This is a genomic window from Pseudemcibacter aquimaris (assembly GCF_028869115.1).
Lineage (GTDB): Bacteria > Pseudomonadota > Alphaproteobacteria > Sphingomonadales > Emcibacteraceae > Pseudemcibacter > Pseudemcibacter aquimaris.
Map to the genome: position 1 here is coordinate 1,784,761 of NZ_CP079800.1, position 18,977 is coordinate 1,803,737.

The following is an 18,977-nucleotide window of genomic DNA, read 5'->3' on the forward strand; positions in this document are numbered from 1 at the left end:
AAAGATGCCTATTAAATCATTTATTTTGTTTTTAAGTACTGCGTTATTAATCAATATTTCAAATGCACAAACACCGGAACAATTAAATGACAAGTTCCGCCAGCTTGATGAATATCTGCCAACAGCCAATGCCTATAGAACCGCCTCGGGTGCGCCCGGTCATGAATATTGGCAGCAACAGGCCGATTATAAAATCGACGTAACACTGGACGAAAATGCCAAAACAATCACTGGTACGGCTGATGTCACCTATCACAATAATTCGCCGGATGAATTAAAATATATCTGGATGCAACTCGATCAGGATAAATTCAATTCAAAAACATCGATGGAACTGGGCGCCGAAACCGTATCCAAATCAACCAAAGGAATGTCATTCAAACGCTTTAGCCAATATAAAGATGCCCGCGAATTTGATGGTGGTTTTAAAATCACGTCACTTAAAGACGAAATCGGTAATGACCTTAAAATGACAATCGTCGGTACGATGATGCGTGTTGATTTGCCCGCCGTCATGGCGCCTGGCGATACATTCAGTTTTTCTATCGATTGGTGGTATAATATCCTTGATTACGATGTTGGCCGACAAGGTATGGAATATTTTGAGCGTGATGATAATTATCTGTTTCAAATTGCCCAGTGGTACCCCCGCCTGACCGTTTATTCCGATTACGAAGGTTGGCATAACAAGGAATTCCAGGGCAAAGGCGAATTTACACTGGAATTCGGCAATTATGATGTATCCATCACCGTACCATCCGACCATGTGGTTGCATCTACCGGAACATTACAAAATGCCGCCGATGTTTTAACCATGACGCAGCGCGATAGATTAATCGAGGCCCGCACAGCATCTGCGCCCATGTTTATCATTACCCCGAACGAAGCGCTTGAAAATGAAAAGGAAAAAGCAACTGACACAAAAACGTGGCATTTCACCGCGGAAAATGTGCGTGATTTTGCTTTTGCCTCAAGCCGTAAATTCATCTGGGATGCCATGGGCCACCGAATGAAGGAAAATGGTGAAACCGTCATGGCCATGTCATTTTACCCAATGGCGGGCATCCCCACGTGGCCGAAAGTATCCACACACGCGGTTGCCCATACCTTGAATGTTTATAATAAATATTCGCTGACCTATCCTTACCCCACGGCCATTTCCGTGAATGGCCCTGTTTCCGGCATGGAATACCCGATGATCAGCTTTAACCCGACCCGCCCAACCGTGCATCCAGATGGCAGCCGCACATATGGCAGACTTTCGAAACTGGCGCTTATTATGGTGATCATTCATGAAGTGGGGCACAACTATTTCCCAATGATCGTCAATTCCGATGAACGTCAATGGACATGGATGGACGAAGGGCTAAACAGTTTCTTGCAAAATGTTGCACAGCAAGAATGGAGCGAGACATACCCATTACAGCGCATCGACCCAAGAAACATCGTCAATTACATGACAAGCACAAATCAACGCCCGATCATGACAAACGCGGAACAAACCATTCAAAATGGCAACAATGCCTATGCCAAGCCATCAACAGCGTTAAATATCCTGCGCGAAAGCATTATGGGGCCGGAACTATTTGATTTCGCTTTCCGTGAATTTGCCCAGCGCTGGAAATTTAAACGTCCAACACCGGCTGACTTCTTCCGCACCATGGAGGATGCATCAGGCATTGATCTTGATTGGTTCTGGCGCGGTTGGTTTTATACCACCGACCATGTTGATATTTCATTGGATAATGTTCGTCATTTCACAATCGATACCAAGAACCCAGAAATCGAAGAAGCCTTTAAACGCAGGCAGGAACAAGCAAAACGCAAACACCCAAGCTATTTCAGTAATGACCATCTGCCCAAAAGGGTTGATGAATTCCCGGATATTCTGGATTTTTATAACGAAAATGATGAATTCACCGTCACCAACAAAATGCGCGATGAATATAATAAACTAATCGCGGGCCTCGAAGATTGGCAAATCCAGCTGTTAAATGATGACAGTAATATTTATATGCTTGATTTCACCAATAAAGGTGGTCTTGTGATGCCGATTTACCTTGAAATTGAATATGTGGACGGCAGCCGCGAAGAAATGCGTTTCCCCGCTGAAATCTGGAAATTGAATTATGATCAGGTCACAAAAATGATCGTGACAGAAAAAGCGATCAAATCAGTGGAACTGGACCCAAAATATGAAACCGCCGACGCAGACAGGAATAACAACCATTTCCCAAGCCGCATGGAACAAAGCCGTTTTGAACTTGTTAAATCACGGGGACTTAACCGCCGCGACATGATGAATGAAAACCTAACGGAAATCACACCATTACAGCAACTGATTAATGAACGACGGGAAAAAGATGAAACAGACGCCGATGCGGCCGCAAGACGTCTGATTGAATGGGCGGACCTTTATACCGAAAAAGGTCCGCATTAATGGTTTACGGATTGATCAGCCGATCTCGAATGTGCAGAAAAGCTGATCAATATTTTCCCCGTCTGTTGATAGCGGGAAAAAGAAAATGCTGACGACCATGGACTTAAATCCTTTTTCATGATCGGATGTATAAATAAGCGGTCGGCGCGTTTCGTTAAAGGCACGAACCGCCGTCATCACCCGGCTTACTGCATCTGGATCACCATAATTTGAAAGGTTCTTACCCGTCAATTCACCATAAAATTCGGTAACAAGCGTTCCCATCAAACGTAATTCAAGATCGATCACTTCGCCCTGCTCATTTCTTACAATGTCCGCAATAACAGAACTGGGTAAATATGACTTTATTTCCGATGGATCGATGTCATCTCGTCTGGCAAGACGCATTCCTTGTGTCTTGCCTTGGAAATATTCATATATGATTTTCTGCGCATCTGATTTTAAATCTTTGACACCTTGAACGTCATTAAGTTCAAGATTACTGACATGATAATCAGAATGCTTGTTTCCTTCTTCAAATTTATAAAAGCTACTGTTCATACACAAACCTTGACTTTAAGTTACCCCACTAACTTTTTGTAATGATTATAGAAATTAAGTCCCGTTACCTTTTCCGCGTCATCTTCAGATAGGCCGCGTTCAAGCAGTTTATCCCAGATCACTTCCATGCGGCGCGGGCTGTTTAATTCTTCGAAATAAAGCGGTACACGGCGCACATCAAAAAGCGGCCCTTGTTCGCGTTGCATTTCTTCCAGATATTCCGGCGTCACAACAAGCCGGCGATGATCACGGTCCGATCCAATACCCACATGATCAATGCCCATCACATTAATCGCATGCATAATATGATCAAAATATAGATGAACCATACCATAACGTTCAAGCGTCATAAAGGTTCTCATTTGTGTGATCCCTGCCACACCGCCTTTATCCGCAAGTTTTCTTAACACTTCATCCGGCATGGCGCGCGGGTTCGGATTAACATCATAACAGGTTGTATGTGAAATCTGGATCGGTTTTTCCGATATTTCAATGGCATCAAGGGCGGTTTGAACATTTGAATGACTTAAATCAATCATCATTTCTATGTCATTCAGTTTTTCAATAAGCAAACCACCAAAACGCGTGATACCGGAACCGTGACGTTCCATACAGCCGGAACCAACCATATTCTGATAATTATAGGTTAGTTGACAAATACGCTGACCAATACCGTAAAAGGCATCAACATTATCCAGATCATGCATAAAATGTTCTGAATTCTGCGTCAGATAAAATATCGCAAGTTTGCCCTCTTTACGGGCGCGGTCAATATCCGCGGTTGTTGTCGCCTTAAGATAATATTTTGATTTTTCCTCGATATGGCGGTCAAACCAAAGCATTTCTTCCAGTGCTGACTGGTAATTCTGTTCAACAGATTGATTTTGTTGGCGTGGATTACCGCATGTTACCGCAATTGCCCGCATTCCGGCGGCGAGCATTTCTTCAATCAGTTCATCCGTATAAGTATCACGAATTTCACCCATGGCATCAAATACCATCGCATTACGTTTCGGATCCCACGGTTTACCAACCAATGCCGGGGTAAAGTTCGGATCTGATGCCTGCCCCATTGCAAATGCCGCCGGCATTGTTCCCATTAACGAAACCGCCGATGCCCCCGCTAAAAATTGTCGTCTATCCATTTTTCTCTCCCATTATATGTGACGGGGGGAACTACCGTTCGCTACCCGCTCACTACTTGAGCTCCCCCCAGCGCTCGCGCGCTTCCCCCCTCGTGGAGCTCTTATTTGAATCATTTTTGAATACCTAGAGTAACCCAGATAAATCAGTTATGTAAATGTCACCCTCGGACTTGTTCCGAGGGTCTCTGGTATCTTACCCAATAACCTGTTCATAAAGATTATAAACATTGATCCCCATGACCTTATCCATCTGGCCATCGGAAAGACCGCGTGCTTTTAGGTTATCCCAGATCCATTCCATGCGGCGTGGGCCGTTTAGGTCTTCGAAATAAAGTGGGTATTCCGCCGGGTCAATGTGGCCTTCTTCCGCGATCAGTTCGGCGATATATTCTTCAGACATGGTAAGGCGGCGATGATCACGGTCGGAACCGATACACACATGATCAATCCCCATCACGTTAATCGCGTGCATGATATGATCGATATAAATCTGCGTGTTTTGATCGGTTGTCATAAACGGGCGCATTTGCGTCACACCCATAACACCACCACGGTCGGCGCAGGCCTTCATGATACGGTCCGGCACATTGCGTGGATGATCATATAGATCCTTACAGCAGGAATGCGAAATGATGATCGGTTCTTTGGATGCCATCACCGTATCCATCATTGTGGCCTCGTTGGAATGGCTGATATCCACAAGCATGCCGATGTCATTCATTTTTTCCACAAGTTCATGACCAAAAATCGTTAAGCCGGAACCATTTGTTTCTTCGCAACCTGCACCGGCCCAGTTTTGATGGTTATATGTAATCTGGCTGGAACGCAGACCAAGATTATAGAAAATATCCACATTATCCAGATTACGACGGAAATGGGTTGAGTTCTGCGTCAGGTAAAAGACAGCCATTTTGCCCTCTTCACGGGCCTTTGCGATATCCTTAACGGTGGTTGTACGCATGTAATATTGTGATTTACGGTCAAGGAATTCATTATATTTCAAAATCCATTCCATGGTCAGGTCATATGCTTCCTGTTCCTGTACCTTTGGATCACAAAGAGTAATACAAATCGAACGAATGCCGCTTTCCAGCATTTCTTCAACCAGGCTATTGTCATAAACATCACGAAGTTCTCCCATGGCATCAAAAATCAGTGATTTACCGTTCCATGGTTTTCCTTGTGCATCCGCAAATGAAATATTCGGCAATCCCGCCATAAGTGGCAACGCAGCCGCGCCAGCCAAAAATCCGCGTCTATCCATTATATTCTCCCAATATATATTTTATGTGTAAGTTTTTTGTGATCATAACAGCGAAAAGCTTTATTTAACAAGGGGAAAGTGAAAAATTTCATCTATAATTCATCATCGTTAAGTTAAGCTAATTTGACACAGCACCTATAGTTGTGGCTATACTAAATTCACATAACAAAAATACCCCTCCTGAAGAAGGGCGGCAGGGCTTTGGGGTCTTACAGATAATGGAGGACTTAATGACCGAAACAAGCAATATACAATTCACAAAACGTGACTTTTTAACCAAACTCGGGATGATCGGCGGATCGGCTGCTGTGATGGCGGCACTGGGTGGCCTTGACCATTCACTGGCATCAGATATGAAGGCCCCACCAATGCTTCATACAAGCGGCAACGGCAAAAAAGTCATCATTTTAGGGGCCGGAATGGCCGGACTTGTAAGCGCGCTTGAACTGTCGAAAAAAGGATATGATTGCACCATATTAGAGGCCCGCGATTTCGCCGGTGGCCGTAACAGCTGCCAACGTAAAGGTACCAAGACCACCTTCAAGGACGGAAGCACCCACACATGTGATTTCGATCACGGCCAATATTTAAACCAAGGTGCATGGCGCATTCCCGGACAACATCATTCAACCCTACATTACGCCAGAAGTTTGAATGTCCCGCTTGAGGTGATGTTAAACCACAGCACGCAATCCTATCTTTATTCAGAAACCATCGACGGCCCGTTAAAAGGAAAACGCGTGCGCCGCATCCATATGGAATCCGACCGTAAGGGATATGTGGCGGAACTGCTTGCCAAATGTGCCAAGGGCGGCGCCCTTGATGACATGCTTTCCGCAGAAGATATTGAAAAGTTACTGACCTATCTTAAGGGCATGGGCCTGATCAACAATGAAACCTTTGAATATCAGGCAAATATCATCCGTGGCTATTCATCATATAAGGGTGGCGGCGATAATTTCGGCACGCTATCTGATCCTTACCCGTTAAGTGATCTTTTGAACCTGAACATGGCGGCGCGTGAGTTAACATCTGACCATCCAACCTGTATGTTCCAAGCGGTCGGCGGTATGGACCAAATCGCATTCGCCATTCGTGATGCGCTGCCAAATGGTGTCTTGCACCTGAATAAAGAAGTCACGAAAATCAGCCAAAATGGTGATGCGGTAAACATTGAATATAAAGACACAAATAGCGGCGAAGCCATGAGCATCAGCGGTGATTTCTGTATTTCCACCATCCCGTTTGCGGTTGTGACCGGTATCGACAATGATTTCAGCGCTGACATCATCGAAGCCATGAACGCCCCAACACCTAGCCACGTGGCCAAATTCGGCGTTCAAATGAAAAATCGATTCTGGGAAACGGAAGACATGATTTACGGCGGTGTATCCACCAGCAGCATGGCAGGCACTCTTGCCTATCCATCCGCAGACCTGCACGGCACCAACGGCGGTGTGCTTCTTGCCGGATATCTGTTTGGCCCACGTGCCGATAGCTTCAGCGACATGACAATGGCAGAACGCACAGAATTTATGTTAAGCGTCGGTGAAAAATTACATCCAGGACAGTTCCGTGAAAACTTTAACGGAAAAGCCGCTGGTGTTATCTGGCAAGACGAAAAATACAATAAATCCGGCTGGTCAAGCTGGCGCGGCGATAGCGTGAATAAGCTTCCGGCGCTGCTTAAAGGACAAAATAGAATGCTATTTTCCGGTGATTGCATTTCACCGCGCCTGTCCGGATGGCTCGCCGGCGCAATCGAAGGCGCATGGGTCACCATCGCCGAACTGGACAAACGCGCCGCACAGATTTAATTAATAGCTTATGTCATTGCCCGACTTGATCGGGCAATCCAATACAAAAAAAGATTTATAATGGTATGGATACCCCGATCAAGTCGGGGTATGACTAATTAGGAGTTTTTATGAACATCACCCAATATCAATCAAAAGACCGTGATGCAGTATTATCGATTTTCGATAAAAACTGTCCCGATTTTTTTGCCCCTAACGAACGGGATGATTATTTGGAATTTCTTGATGAATATGCGGATGGGTATCGCGTTTGTGTTCATGATGACAAGATCGTTGGCGCATTCGGCCTTTATGAAAAAGATAATAAAGACAGCCGCCTGCAGTGGATATTGCTTGATCCGGATGCGCAAGGTATTGGCCTTGGTACCATGATCATGGATGATGTGTTGAAACAGGCTGGTGAATTCGGTGTAAAAACCATACAAATCGCCACCAGTCATGTTGCCTTTAAATTCTTTGAAAAACATGGTGCCACGATTGTTAGTGAAGTTGAAAACGGTTGGGGTCCGGGCATGCATCAGGTTCATATGGAAATTCGGGTTTAGGGTACACAATATTTCTGTCATACCCTGACTTGATCGGGGTATCCAGTAGTCTTACACATCCAATCAATACGCCTGGACCCTCCGATCAAGTCGGAGGGTGACGACTGATGATAGTTGCAAACTCCCCCAAAAAATGACAAACATACCCCATTTGTGGTATAATTTCGCTGAAAAGTCCCATTTTTTTATTGTTACGTTATATCATATGTGCTATCACACATCCAAACGAAGTATGGGACAATATCAGGGATTACAATATGAGTGACCAATTAAATGAATTTGCTGGCATCAGCAAGCGTGATTTTCTTCAAAAAATCGGAATGATCGGTGGTTCGGCTGCGCTTTATACGGCCATGTCCGGCCTTGAAATGGTGCAAGCGTCAGAATATGAAACACCACCCGAGCTATCAACAGAAGGTAAAGGCAAAAAGGTTATCATCCTTGGCGCCGGTCTTGCGGGGCTTGTCACCGCGATGGAACTTCGTAAAAAGGGTTATAAATGCCAGATTATCGAAGCCCGTGACCATTCCGGTGGCCGCTGTCAGTCAGCACGTAAAGGCAAAGTCATTCATGAAGTTGGCGGCGAACGTCAGGTTTGCGGTTTTGAACATAATCATTATCTGAATATTGGCCCATGGCGTATCCCTGCGGAACATAAGGCCGTGATTTATTATTGTCGTGAACTGGGTGTTGAACTGGAACCAATGATCAACAAATCGGTACACGCCTATTATTATTCAGAAAATATTGATGGCCCGCTTAAAGGAAAATGCGTCCGTCAGGTAGAGGTTGACGTGGACCGTGCCGGAAACATTCAGGAACTGCTTGCGAAAGCGGTAAATAGTGGCGCCCTTGATGAAAACCTAACGGAAGAAGATAAAGAAAGACTTCTGGAATATATGAGCCGTACTGGCCTTCTTGACCGTAAGGAATTAAATTACCGCGCAAACCGCGCACGCGGCCATGAAAAAGAAGCATACCCAGGCGTTCTTATGGATGGCGGTAAGCTTTCCGAGCCATTCGCCCTAGCGGAACTGTTAAAGGTTAAATCAGGCGCACGTTGGTTAACGGCCGACCATCCAGCAGTGATGTATCAAGCAAAAGGCGGTATGGACCAAATCCCATTCGCCATGGAAAAAACACTGAAACGTGGCACGATCAAATACAATAAAGAAGTCATCAACATTCAACATAGCGAAGATGACGTGACCGTAACCACAAAAGATATGAAGAACGGTAAAATCCGCGAAGAAAAAGCGGACTTCGTTATTTCCACTATCCCGTTTTCTGTGCTTTCAAACATTGAAAATAACTTCAGCGCAGATATCAAAGACGCACTTAAGGGGGCGACCAGTGCCCCTGCTTTTAAAATCGGTCTTCAATTTACCCGCCGTTTCTGGGAAGAAGATGACACGATTTATGGCGGCGCAACATTTTCCGACATCGAAAACCATTATCAAACATCATACCCGTCATCGAACCTGTTCGGTAAAAACGGTGATGTGATGTTGACCAACTATAAATATGGTGGCGGCAGTGTTGAGCTATCCAACATGTCAATCGCGGAACGTATTGAACATTCACTGATGTGCGGTGAAAAATTCCATCCGGGCCAATTCCGTAAACATTATAACGGTCAAGCGATTTCAAAATCATGGCATAGAGACAGATTTGCCCTTGGTGGTTCATCAAGCTTCCGCAGTGCCCGTCAACGCCGCAAGAACGTTCCAATCGTTCTTAAGGGCGAAAAGCGTGTGATTTTCTCCGGTGGTGGTATGGCACCATTCCACGCCGCATGGATGACCGGCGCCATCGAAGCCGCATGGCACATGATGACCGAATTCGACAAACGCGTCGCACAGGTTTAAACGCTATTGTATAAACTGTCATACCCCGACTTGATCGGGGTATCCAGTAGTCTTACGCATCTTATCAATACGCCTGGACCCTCCGATCAAGTCGGAGGGTGACTTTTGCTGCGTTAGACTAAAAAATTCTTTTCTTGCATCCAAACACCCCACTCCCCGCATCTAATAATTGAAATATTTTTATAAAAGCTATTTACAATCGATGCGTAATCGTTTACATCCTAATTAATTAGGACTTATAAACCAAAACACGAAAACATAAGGGGGCATTATGAAATTTAAAGCAATAGTCAATTCTGCGCGTCGCGCCCCCTTACTTATTAAGTTCAAAAATAAAGTACGTAAAAAAACAGTTTCTTCTGTCACCAACAATTGTGATGCGAACTCCATCTGTACATACGGCGGCCCAATTGTCGCGACCACTGGTGTGCTGCGCATCTGGCGACAGGATTTGCACTCTGTGGAATATGGATATGACATGTCCCGGTAAGTGGAGCGACAATGTGAATGAACATGGTTGAATGACCAGATTCACCGCTTGTGATTTCATTACCACTTAACCAATGGGACAGACTTTATCCCCCACAGAGTGCAAACATTTTACCGGTTATAGAGGGGTGCCTTATTTACGTCATAATTGAGACACATTTCTATTATGTACTACCGACACTTGCTATAATAAAGATCATACAACCATGTATTCAGGGGGGATAAAATGTTAATCGGGAATTATTTCAAGTCGGCCTACCGTAATCTATTGGGGCATAAATTATTCACTTTCATAAATATCATGGGCCTTGCAATTGGACTAGCTGCTGTGATGCTGATTACCTTATTCGTTAAGGATGAACTATCATTTGATGCATTTTGGGAAAAATCAGACAGTCTTTACCGCATCCATGTTCAATTCGATGTACCCGGAAAGGACCCTGAATATTATAACAGCGCCCCGCCACCCATGGCCGCCGCCTTAAAAGAAGATTTCCCGGAAATTGAACATGTCGCCCGTTTTTTAAAAGCAAACACTGTTGCTCACTTTGGAAATGAACGACGCCAAATTTGGGTTGATCTGGTCGATCCCGACGCCATCGATATGTTTGAGTTAAATTTCATTCACGGTAGTGCCGAAACCGCCCTGCCCGATAGAAACAGCATCATAGTGGACCAAACACAGGCCACAAAATTATTTGGTGATAAAAACCCCATTGGTGAAACCTTGACCATCGAGCTGGGCCGCGAACCACTGGAATATAAAGTCACCGGGGTATTTGAAGACACGCCAACAAACACAATGGTTCCATTGCAAGGGATCACATTGTTTAACGAAGATCTTTTTGGCGGCAATATGTTAAAAGCTTGGTACCGCAATTTCACGATGACCTTCATCCATTTAAGACCCGGTGCATCCATTGAAAATGTCGAAGCAAAAATGCCTGACTTCATCAGCAGGCATTATCCACGCGTTCCTTTCGCCGGCCCCGACACAAAACCGGAAGACGTGGTAAAAATCACCGCGATGAATATCAAAGACTTGCATTTAAATATTCAGGGTGAATCGTTCGAATTTGGCCCCAAGGGCGACAAAACAACCGTGATGATATTTTCCGTGATCGCGTTTTTAATTTTGGTGATCGCCAGCATTAATTTCATGAACCTTTCCACCGCCAGATCAAGCATCCGCGCCAAGGAAGTCGCCATTCGCAAGGTCATGGGCGCCACACGCAAAAACCTGATATTTCAGTTTCTTGGCGAAAGTATATTACTGACCATTTTCGCCCTCGCTATTGCCTTGATTATCGTTGAGGGCACGTTACCCTTTTATAACGATGTAATATCCAAAGAGATGGACATTAATTATATGTCCGCTGATTTAATTTATATCTTTCTGTTTACTGTATTTATCGGCTTATTAGGCGGTCTTTACCCGTCATTCGTATTATCACGCTTCCATCCTGCCATGACCTTGAAAGCCAACAAATCAAACGAAAGCAAGGCATCCATAAGATTTCGTTCTATTCTGGTGGTGGTGCAATTTTCCATTTCAATTGCATTATTTGTTTCCACGGGCGTCATATACGCCCAAATGAAATATGCACAGTCAAAAGACCTTGGGTATGACCGCGAACATCTTTTGACGGTGTTTGGTAATGACCGACGAAACTTGATTGAAAATATCGATATCATCGTAGAACGCCTTTACAGACAAGAAGGTGTCCTCGGTGTTACCTATTCCGATAGTGGGTTTCCGGGCACAAATTTTGAATTTCTTGACCCGATCCGCATTGAAAAAACCAGTGATTATGAACCCATCATGCTTAGCTTTAGACAAGTTGGCTATGATTTCATGAAAACCCACGATATACCGCTTATCGCAGGGCGTGATTATGAACGCGGCACCAATGATGAACGGCCAACCAATGACATGCTCGCCGCTGGTGAAGGATACACAGCCAGCCTTGTTTTAAACAAATCTGCCGTACGGAAATTAGGCTTTGGCACACCAGAAGAGGCATTGGGCCGTTTGATGTATATGAATGTTGGCCGCATCGATAACGAAGGGTCACAAGAAATCCTTGAAGCCGAATTTGAAGTCATCGGCGTCATTGATGACGTGCATTTCAATGACCTTAAAACCGAAGTACAACCGGAATTTTACCAATTGTTTCACAAACGTGCTTATTTCGTCATTATCCGCTGGGCCGGGGATCCGATGGCAGTTCTTGATAGAGTGCGCAATGTGTGGAATTCGGAACTTCCAGGGGCATCATTTGAATATCGTTTTTCCAAAGATGCACTGGCAGAACAATATGCCCGTGAACGCGGCGAAATGACCATGTTTGCTGCCTTTTCTACTCTTGCGATCTTCATTGCCTGTCTTGGGTTATTTGGACTGGCTAGCTTTACCGCTGAACGCCGCACAAAAGAAATCGGCATCCGCAAAGTCATGGGCGCAAGCATATGGAAAATCATTAAATTGCTGGTTTTCGAATTTTCAAAACCCGTCATCGTAGCCAACATCATTGCATGGCCTGTTGCCTATCTCGCGATGAGTAAGTGGCTGGACAGCTTCGTTTACCGCATTGATGGTATGATCATTATTGCACTATGCCTAATCGCAGGGCTTACCGCCCTACTGATTGCATGGGCAACGGTTGCGGGCAATTCATATGCGGTCGCCAAAGAAAACCCAATCAAGGCGTTACGGTATGAGTAAATATAAACCACACAGCAATTTACTATTCATCATTATCATCAGTCATAAATAATGGGGTATGGGGGAAACATGTTACTTACGAATTATTTCAAATCTGCATATAGAAATCTACTTGGCCATAAATTATTCAGTTTAATCAACATTATGGGGCTTGCCATCGGGCTTGCGGCGGTGATGCTTATTACCCTGTTCGTTCGGGATGAGCTATCCTATGACACATTCTGGGCAAACGCAGATAATATCTACCGCCCGCAATTCGAAGCCACCGTCCCTGGTATGGAAACGGTAAATTTTGTCATGATGCCCGCCATTATGCGCGATAGTTTCATGAAAGATTTCCCGCAAGTCACCCATGCCGCCAGACTTATGCGCCGCACCCCTAACATCAAGTTTGGAAACACTTATTTTCAGGATAATTTTATTCTTACTGATAAAGAAATTATTGATATTTTTGACTTTAATGTAGTCGCAGGAAGCCTTGATAATGCGCTCACCAAAACGACTGATGTCATCATTAATGAGACCCTTGCCGAAAAATATTTCGGCAACGACAACCCAATTGGCAAAATCATCCCGGCGGATTTTGAACTTTATGAACGCGATTACGAGGTCGTCGCCGTCATCGAAGACACACCAGAAAACAGCATGGTTGATTTTCAAATGATCGGCTTAGTCAATCCAGACGACTGGACCGAGACGCAAACCTTTACAAATTGGATTTCTTTATCCAACCAATTTTATTTTTCTGTGACAGACGGAACGGATATTTCCGTTATTAATGATCAATTACCTGCCTTTGTCGAACGAAATTTCATTGCCCTGCAAAACGTAAAAGACAAAAAGATTTCGGAAATGATATTCTTAGAAGCAGTGAATATTAAGGACATTCATTTAAAAGCCACCGGCGTTGGCGAGTGGAAACCAAAAGGCAATATGACGATGGTGATCATATTTGCGTCTGTTTCCGTTCTAATCTTAATCATTGCTGCGATTAATTTTATGAACCTGTCGACCGCACGCGCGAGCCTTCGTGCAAAAGAAGTTAGTTTGCGTAAAGTTCTGGGTGCATCACGAAAAAACCTGATCATTCAGTTTCTTGGTGAATCCCTGATGATCACCTTTATTGCGTTATTCATTGCGCTTTTGGTCGTCGAAGTTTCATTACCCACTTACAATGAAATCATTAACAAATCCCTTGATATTAATTATATCTCTGTGGATATTCTGGAATTATTGGGATTTGCCGTTTTAATTGGATTAACGGCGGGTGTTTACCCTGCTTTCTTCTTATCCAATTTTAGACCCGCACACATTCTTAGGGCCAATAAATCATCAGAAAGCAAGGCATCCAGTTCATTAAGGTCGATACTGGTCATATTCCAGTTCACCATTTCAATCACTCTCTTTGTTTCAACCGCCGTTGTTTACGGACAGATGCAATATGCCAAAAACATTGAATTCGGCTACGATGAAGAAAACATGTTGATGGTATATGGCGGATGGCGTGATGAGGTTAGCCAAAAAAGAGAGCTACTGATCACTGAATTTGAACGCTTACCCAATGTGACATCCGTCACAACGTCTTTCCTTAGACCCGGCAGAGAGGGCGCAAACATCACCGGATACAGAACCGCTGATATGGATGTTAACGACAGCACCGTAATCAACAACACGATGATAGGATACGGTTTTTTTGAAACATATGGCGTAAAACTTCTGGCGGGGCGCGAATATAACCAAGACAGGCCGGACGCCATCGCAGATGACGATGACATCAAAAATGGCGCAAGCGCACATGGCGCGGTCATGATCAACGAAGCCGGGCTTGGACGTTATGGTTTTAGTTCCCCTGAAGAGGCAGTGGGCGAATATCTATACCAAGACATTGGCGACGACGGAAATTTCCAAAGAGAATTTGAAATCATCGGCGTCATTCCAAATGTTTATTTTGATAGCCTTAAATATGAAATCAAACCCGAAGTATTCCAATTAAGCGTGGAACGATTTGGCACCTTTTCCATTCGTTTTACAGGCGATCCTGTTTCAATCGTTGATGATGTTCGCAACATCTGGAACCAAGAGTTACAAACGGTTGAATTTGAATATGAACATGTGATCGATAGCCTTGCGGGGCAATACGAAAAAGAAGAAGGCGAAATGACCATGTTCGCCACATTCAGTGGCCTTGCTATCTTCATTGCCTGTCTTGGCTTGTTTGGCTTGGCTTCATTCACCGCAGAACGCCGCACAAAAGAAATCGGCATCCGTAAAGTCATGGGCGCAAGTGACATTCAAATTGTCAAAATGCTGATCTTCCAATTTTCAAAACCAGTGATCATTGCAAACATCATCGCGTGGCCGGTTGCCTATCTTGCCATGTCCAGATGGCTTGAGAGCTTCGTATACCGCATCGATGATATGATCATCATCGCACTATGCCTATTCGCCGGCCTCACCGCCCTACTGATCGCATGGGCAACGGTTGCCGGCAATTCATATTCAGTCGCCAAAGAAAACCCGATTAAGGCATTAAGGTATGAGTAACCCCCTCTTCCATCACCCTCGGACTTGATCCGAGGGTCTTGAGATACTCGGGACAAGCCCGAGTATGACGTTACGCTTTTATGCATCAACTATGGCAATCCGGTACATCCAGCGGCCGTATTGATACATACCCAGTGCGGATATGATGCCGATGGCGGCCATGAGGTACCAAATCCCGCCGACGTTATGGGTCATGTAAAGCTGTTCTGTGATGACACGGGCGCTTTCACCGCTGACCATCACCAAATGATCAAAGGCTTCACCGACGGGGATAGCGTCAATGTCGGATATGCTTAAGCCATGCTCCGATAATACTTCGCGGCTGATTTGTTCCTTGGATGACCATTTGCCGTATAGATAAGGGCCAAAAAAGCTTTCCGCCGTCCAGCCGATGCCAATCGGCATTTGTGAAAAGCCAAGATACATTGCTTTTTTATCTGGTGGGGCGATATTGCCCATAAATTCGCTTGATTTCGGGGATGACAGCATTTCCCCAATGGAAAAACAGAATATCGCAAGCACGATAATCCAGGCCGCATTTAACGATCCCATGATGATAAAAGCGCTGCTCGCGAGGAATGTACCAATGGCCATGCTGTTTGCGGCCTTTAGTCTTCCGGAAAGGCCAGCAACAATAAAACAGCATGTCATAATCAACATTGAATTAAAACTGACAAGCCCCACGGGCGTGATCACCTTGCCATCTTCACTCATTCCAAGCAGAAAAATCGCCGTTTCATTGCTTGTACCATCCGCACCAAACCATGCGGTCACCAACGGCACGGTATCAACCCAATCACGGAAATAAAGCGGCGCAATGTCCCAGAAAAACATCAGCATCGCCCAAAAGCCACTGAATAGTACGATATACCAAATCAGTACCGGATTTTTAAGTTCATCAAGGCTTTCCCGCCATAACGGTTTTTCGTCCTTTGCCTGTGCAAGTCGTTCAAGACGGGCTTGCTTATCCGGTTCTTTATAAGTAAGAAGCAACAAGAAATTTAAACTGATAATCCCTGCGCAGGCATAAAATACCTGATCCCATGCTAAAACCTGAAGCCGGACGGCGATAAGCGGGCCGATCCAGCCACCAATATTCACCGTTTGATAGAATATGCCCCACGCCATTGAACTGTTTTTACGTGATGTGGCCTTAACGATGGTGCCTTGAATGCCGGGTTTGAATATACCGGTACCAAATGCAACCGTCGCCGCCCCCGCCATAAAACCCCAATATGTGGGCAGCATCGCCATCAGCAAATAACCAAGAATTTTAAACACAGTGGAAAAGAAAATCGTTTCTTTATATCCGTAACGATCCGATAACCCGCCGGTAAAAACCGGTGTCCAGGTTTGTATCACCGCCCAAACGAGAAATATTGTCCCCAGTTCGGTTTCGGTCATGCCAACGCCACCGTTTGATGCGGCATCGGTCGCATAAAGCCCGCTGACCATCCGCGCCCCATAATAGGCAAGCCGCTCAACCATTTCCATGCCACCGCATATCCAGAAAACATAAGAAAGGCTGGCAATCGATGCCCACAACCCAAGCTGCTTAACATCCGTTACCGAATTTGATTGGTCATTATCTTGATCTTGCGTATGCCGCCCTCCCCGAGCGGTAATGAATGAGGCAAAATGATTTGATTTGTCATACCCCATCACTGGGATATGACAATATATTTATTGAATAAAAACTTACGCCATACCCATACCAAGGGAAACAAGGCCCCAGATGATCAGAACAAGCAGCGGCAGGATGCTTAACGCGAAACCAAGGCTGCGTTTTTTCGGATCTGCCACATATGTTTTTAAATAAATAAAGCGGCCAACGATAAACACAATACCAGCGTAAGCGGCCACATCGGCACGTACATGTGTCGCAAACACCCACATCGCTGGAATCATCGCGACAAGCAGTTCCATTGTGTTCATTTGCACGCGGTAATAACGTTCAAATGTTTCATCGCCTGTGGTTGCCGGTGCGTCAACGCCATATGTGCCGCGCGCCTTACCCACAAGAACAGCGAAATAAATATATTCGAGTAATGCAATTAAAATAACCAGTGATACCAGTTCCATTAAAAATCTCCCTCTATAAGTTTTTGTGACGAAACCCTATGCGAGAAAATCTAAACTGTCAAATGGGTGATCACATTTTAATAACGGTATTCGTCACCATATTCCGGACGAAGCGGGTCCGGCCCATATTGATTTGGTCCCTCTGTTCCTTTTGAAACGTACCAGAACAATAGTACAAGTGGCCCGATAAACGGTATAATACCTAATAAAATCCACCATCCACTGCGGTTTCCGTCATGATGACGGCGTACGGTAACGGCCAAATTAGGTATAAAGATCGCAAGCACATAAATTCCGCTTCCAATATCACCTGCTATTGTGTACGCGATAGAACAAAAAATTATATTGGCAAGCCACCACCACCAAAATTCTGATCTTGAGGCACGGTCCCTAAAATTCGTATAATTTGAAAAAACACTTGTTATGGCTTCGATTGGATTCATGTTTTATTCCTTGATTGTTTTAATAACTTCTTGTTTTTATTGATTCTTCGCGAGCAGTGTGGCTGCGTATTTTTCCCTTACCTTTTGTGAAATCGGCACAACCGTAATGCCCTTATCCGCAAGGGTTGGTAACCATTTTTTAAGTGCCGCCACGGTTTCCGGATATGGATGGCCGATGGCAACCCCATTTCCGGTTTGTTTTGCGATACGTTCCAGTCGCGCCAGCTGGCCCATGATATATTGCTCGTCTTCTGTGTTATCCAGAAACACATCACGGTTGATCACCGGAATTTCATTTTGATCCGCAAGGCTTTCAAGAACGCTGTTTGGGGTCGTTTTACTGTCTAAAACCAAAAGTTCACTATCTTTAACAACGCCCAGTAACCTATTGACCGCGCTACTATCTTCGGTGAAACGGCTGCCCATATGGTTATTGATACCGATGTAATTTTCAAACTGGCTTAAGTTATAATGAATGCTGTCCATCTGCACATTAACGGGCGTCGATGAAAGAAGTGCATTTGGCCCGGGATCAAGGCGGCTTTTAGGTTCCATTGGAATATGCACCAAAATATCATGCCCTTTATTATAAGCACGGTTTGCTTGTGGGCTGACGTCGCTTGCGTATGGTAAAAACGCCAGCGTCATTGGCACATCCATGTCGATCATTTCCGCGGTCATGTCCTTTACAATACCCAGATCATCAATCACGATAACCACCGTATCATGCCCCGCTGGCACGGGTACAGGGGCTGCGGCAAATTTTTGCCATCGCTGTCCGGCGCGATCATTACGTTCTGGTAATTTTATCGGTGGTGCTTTACGGGTATAACGGTTGGTTAGGCGTTCAAGAAAGCTTGGCCCCTCATACGGCAGGGTTGCCGTTGAAATGGTGCCCTCGTGGTATGCGTAACGATATTGTTCTTTACGCGTCAATTCGTTCCATTTTAATAAAATCCCCACGGCACAAAAGCCGATAAAAAGGAAATAAAAGGCCCCCATCGCATATTTGAGCGTTGGTTTTCTGCGTTTCGGTTTTATGGGCTCTATCTCGTCCATGTTGTATTATTATATC

14 protein-coding genes are annotated in these 18,977 nt (G+C 44.8%); 6 read left to right on the forward strand and 8 right to left on the reverse strand.

All coding sequences use genetic code 11. The features are described 5' to 3' along the window. Nucleotides 1-4: 4 nt before the first annotated feature. Nucleotides 5-2,440 carry a M1 family metallopeptidase gene (locus KW060_RS08475; RefSeq protein WP_249034382.1) on the forward strand — a complete coding sequence of 812 codons (2,436 nt, stop codon included), beginning with the start codon at nt 5-7 and terminating at the stop codon, nt 2,438-2,440. Nucleotides 2,441-2,455: 15 nt separating this feature from the next. Here the strand turns inward: KW060_RS08475 and KW060_RS08480 are convergent, their stop codons facing one another. From KW060_RS08480 to KW060_RS08490, 3 genes are all read right to left on the reverse strand, one after another. Beyond that, nucleotides 2,456-2,980, reverse strand: a complete 525-nt coding sequence (locus KW060_RS08480; RefSeq protein WP_249034383.1) for a PAS domain-containing protein — start codon at nt 2,978-2,980, stop codon at nt 2,456-2,458. Nucleotides 2,981-3,000: 20 nt separating this feature from the next. Beyond that, nucleotides 3,001-4,125, reverse strand: coding sequence for a membrane dipeptidase (locus KW060_RS08485; RefSeq protein ID WP_249034384.1), 1,125 nt, complete (start codon nt 4,123-4,125; stop codon nt 3,001-3,003). Between the two features lie 193 nt (nt 4,126-4,318). Next, on the reverse strand, nt 4,319-5,389 hold the full coding sequence (locus tag KW060_RS08490) for a dipeptidase (RefSeq protein ID WP_249034385.1): 1,071 nt from the start codon (nt 5,387-5,389) through the stop codon (nt 4,319-4,321). Between the two features lie 230 nt (nt 5,390-5,619). Here KW060_RS08490 and KW060_RS08495 point away from each other — a divergent pair, with 230 nt between their 5' ends. The 3 genes from KW060_RS08495 (at nt 5,620) to KW060_RS08505 (ending at nt 9,619) form a co-directional block, all read left to right on the forward strand. Beyond that, on the forward strand, nt 5,620-7,206 hold the full coding sequence (locus KW060_RS08495; protein ID WP_249034386.1) for a flavin monoamine oxidase family protein: 1,587 nt from the start codon (nt 5,620-5,622) through the stop codon (nt 7,204-7,206). A 110-nt stretch (nt 7,207-7,316) separates the two neighbouring features. Continuing rightward, a complete protein-coding gene (locus KW060_RS08500; RefSeq protein ID WP_249034387.1) occupies nt 7,317-7,751 on the forward strand; it encodes a GNAT family N-acetyltransferase in 435 nt (144 codons plus the stop codon). 257 nt (nt 7,752-8,008) lie between these two features. Then, nucleotides 8,009-9,619 carry a flavin monoamine oxidase family protein gene (locus KW060_RS08505; RefSeq protein ID WP_249034388.1) on the forward strand — a complete coding sequence of 537 codons (1,611 nt, stop codon included), beginning with the start codon at nt 8,009-8,011 and terminating at the stop codon, nt 9,617-9,619. A 313-nt stretch (nt 9,620-9,932) separates the two neighbouring features. Here the strand turns inward: KW060_RS08505 and KW060_RS08510 are convergent, their stop codons facing one another. Beyond that, entirely contained in the window at nt 9,933-10,169 is a 237-nt protein-coding gene (locus KW060_RS08510; RefSeq protein WP_274757236.1) for a hypothetical protein, read from the reverse strand. A 165-nt stretch (nt 10,170-10,334) separates the two neighbouring features. On the opposite strand from KW060_RS08510, the gene KW060_RS08515 reads away from it, so the two are divergent. After that, complete coding sequence (locus tag KW060_RS08515) at nt 10,335-12,833, forward strand: ABC transporter permease (protein WP_249034390.1); 2,499 nt, start codon at nt 10,335-10,337, stop codon at nt 12,831-12,833. A gap of 69 nt (nt 12,834-12,902) precedes the next feature. After that, the gene (locus KW060_RS08520) at nt 12,903-15,377 is read left to right on the forward strand and encodes an ABC transporter permease (RefSeq protein WP_249034391.1); all 2,475 of its coding nucleotides are present in this window, start codon (nt 12,903-12,905) and stop codon (nt 15,375-15,377) included. Between the two features lie 78 nt (nt 15,378-15,455). On the opposite strand, the gene KW060_RS08525 is transcribed toward KW060_RS08520, so the two are convergent. From KW060_RS08525 to KW060_RS08540, 4 genes are all read right to left on the reverse strand, one after another. Continuing rightward, nucleotides 15,456-17,039 carry an MFS transporter gene (locus tag KW060_RS08525; RefSeq protein ID WP_249034603.1) on the reverse strand — a complete coding sequence of 528 codons (1,584 nt, stop codon included), beginning with the start codon at nt 17,037-17,039 and terminating at the stop codon, nt 15,456-15,458. A gap of 36 nt (nt 17,040-17,075) precedes the next feature. After that, nucleotides 17,076-17,459, reverse strand: coding sequence for an MAPEG family protein (locus KW060_RS08530; protein ID WP_249034392.1), 384 nt, complete (start codon nt 17,457-17,459; stop codon nt 17,076-17,078). 77 nt (nt 17,460-17,536) lie between these two features. Continuing rightward, nucleotides 17,537-17,902 (reverse strand): DUF805 domain-containing protein, encoded by a 366-nt coding sequence (locus KW060_RS08535; protein ID WP_249034393.1) that lies wholly within the window; start codon nt 17,900-17,902, stop codon nt 17,537-17,539. 36 nt (nt 17,903-17,938) lie between these two features. Then, nucleotides 17,939-18,961, reverse strand: coding sequence for a divergent polysaccharide deacetylase family protein (locus KW060_RS08540; protein ID WP_249034394.1), 1,023 nt, complete (start codon nt 18,959-18,961; stop codon nt 17,939-17,941). Nucleotides 18,962-18,977 lie beyond the last annotated feature (16 nt).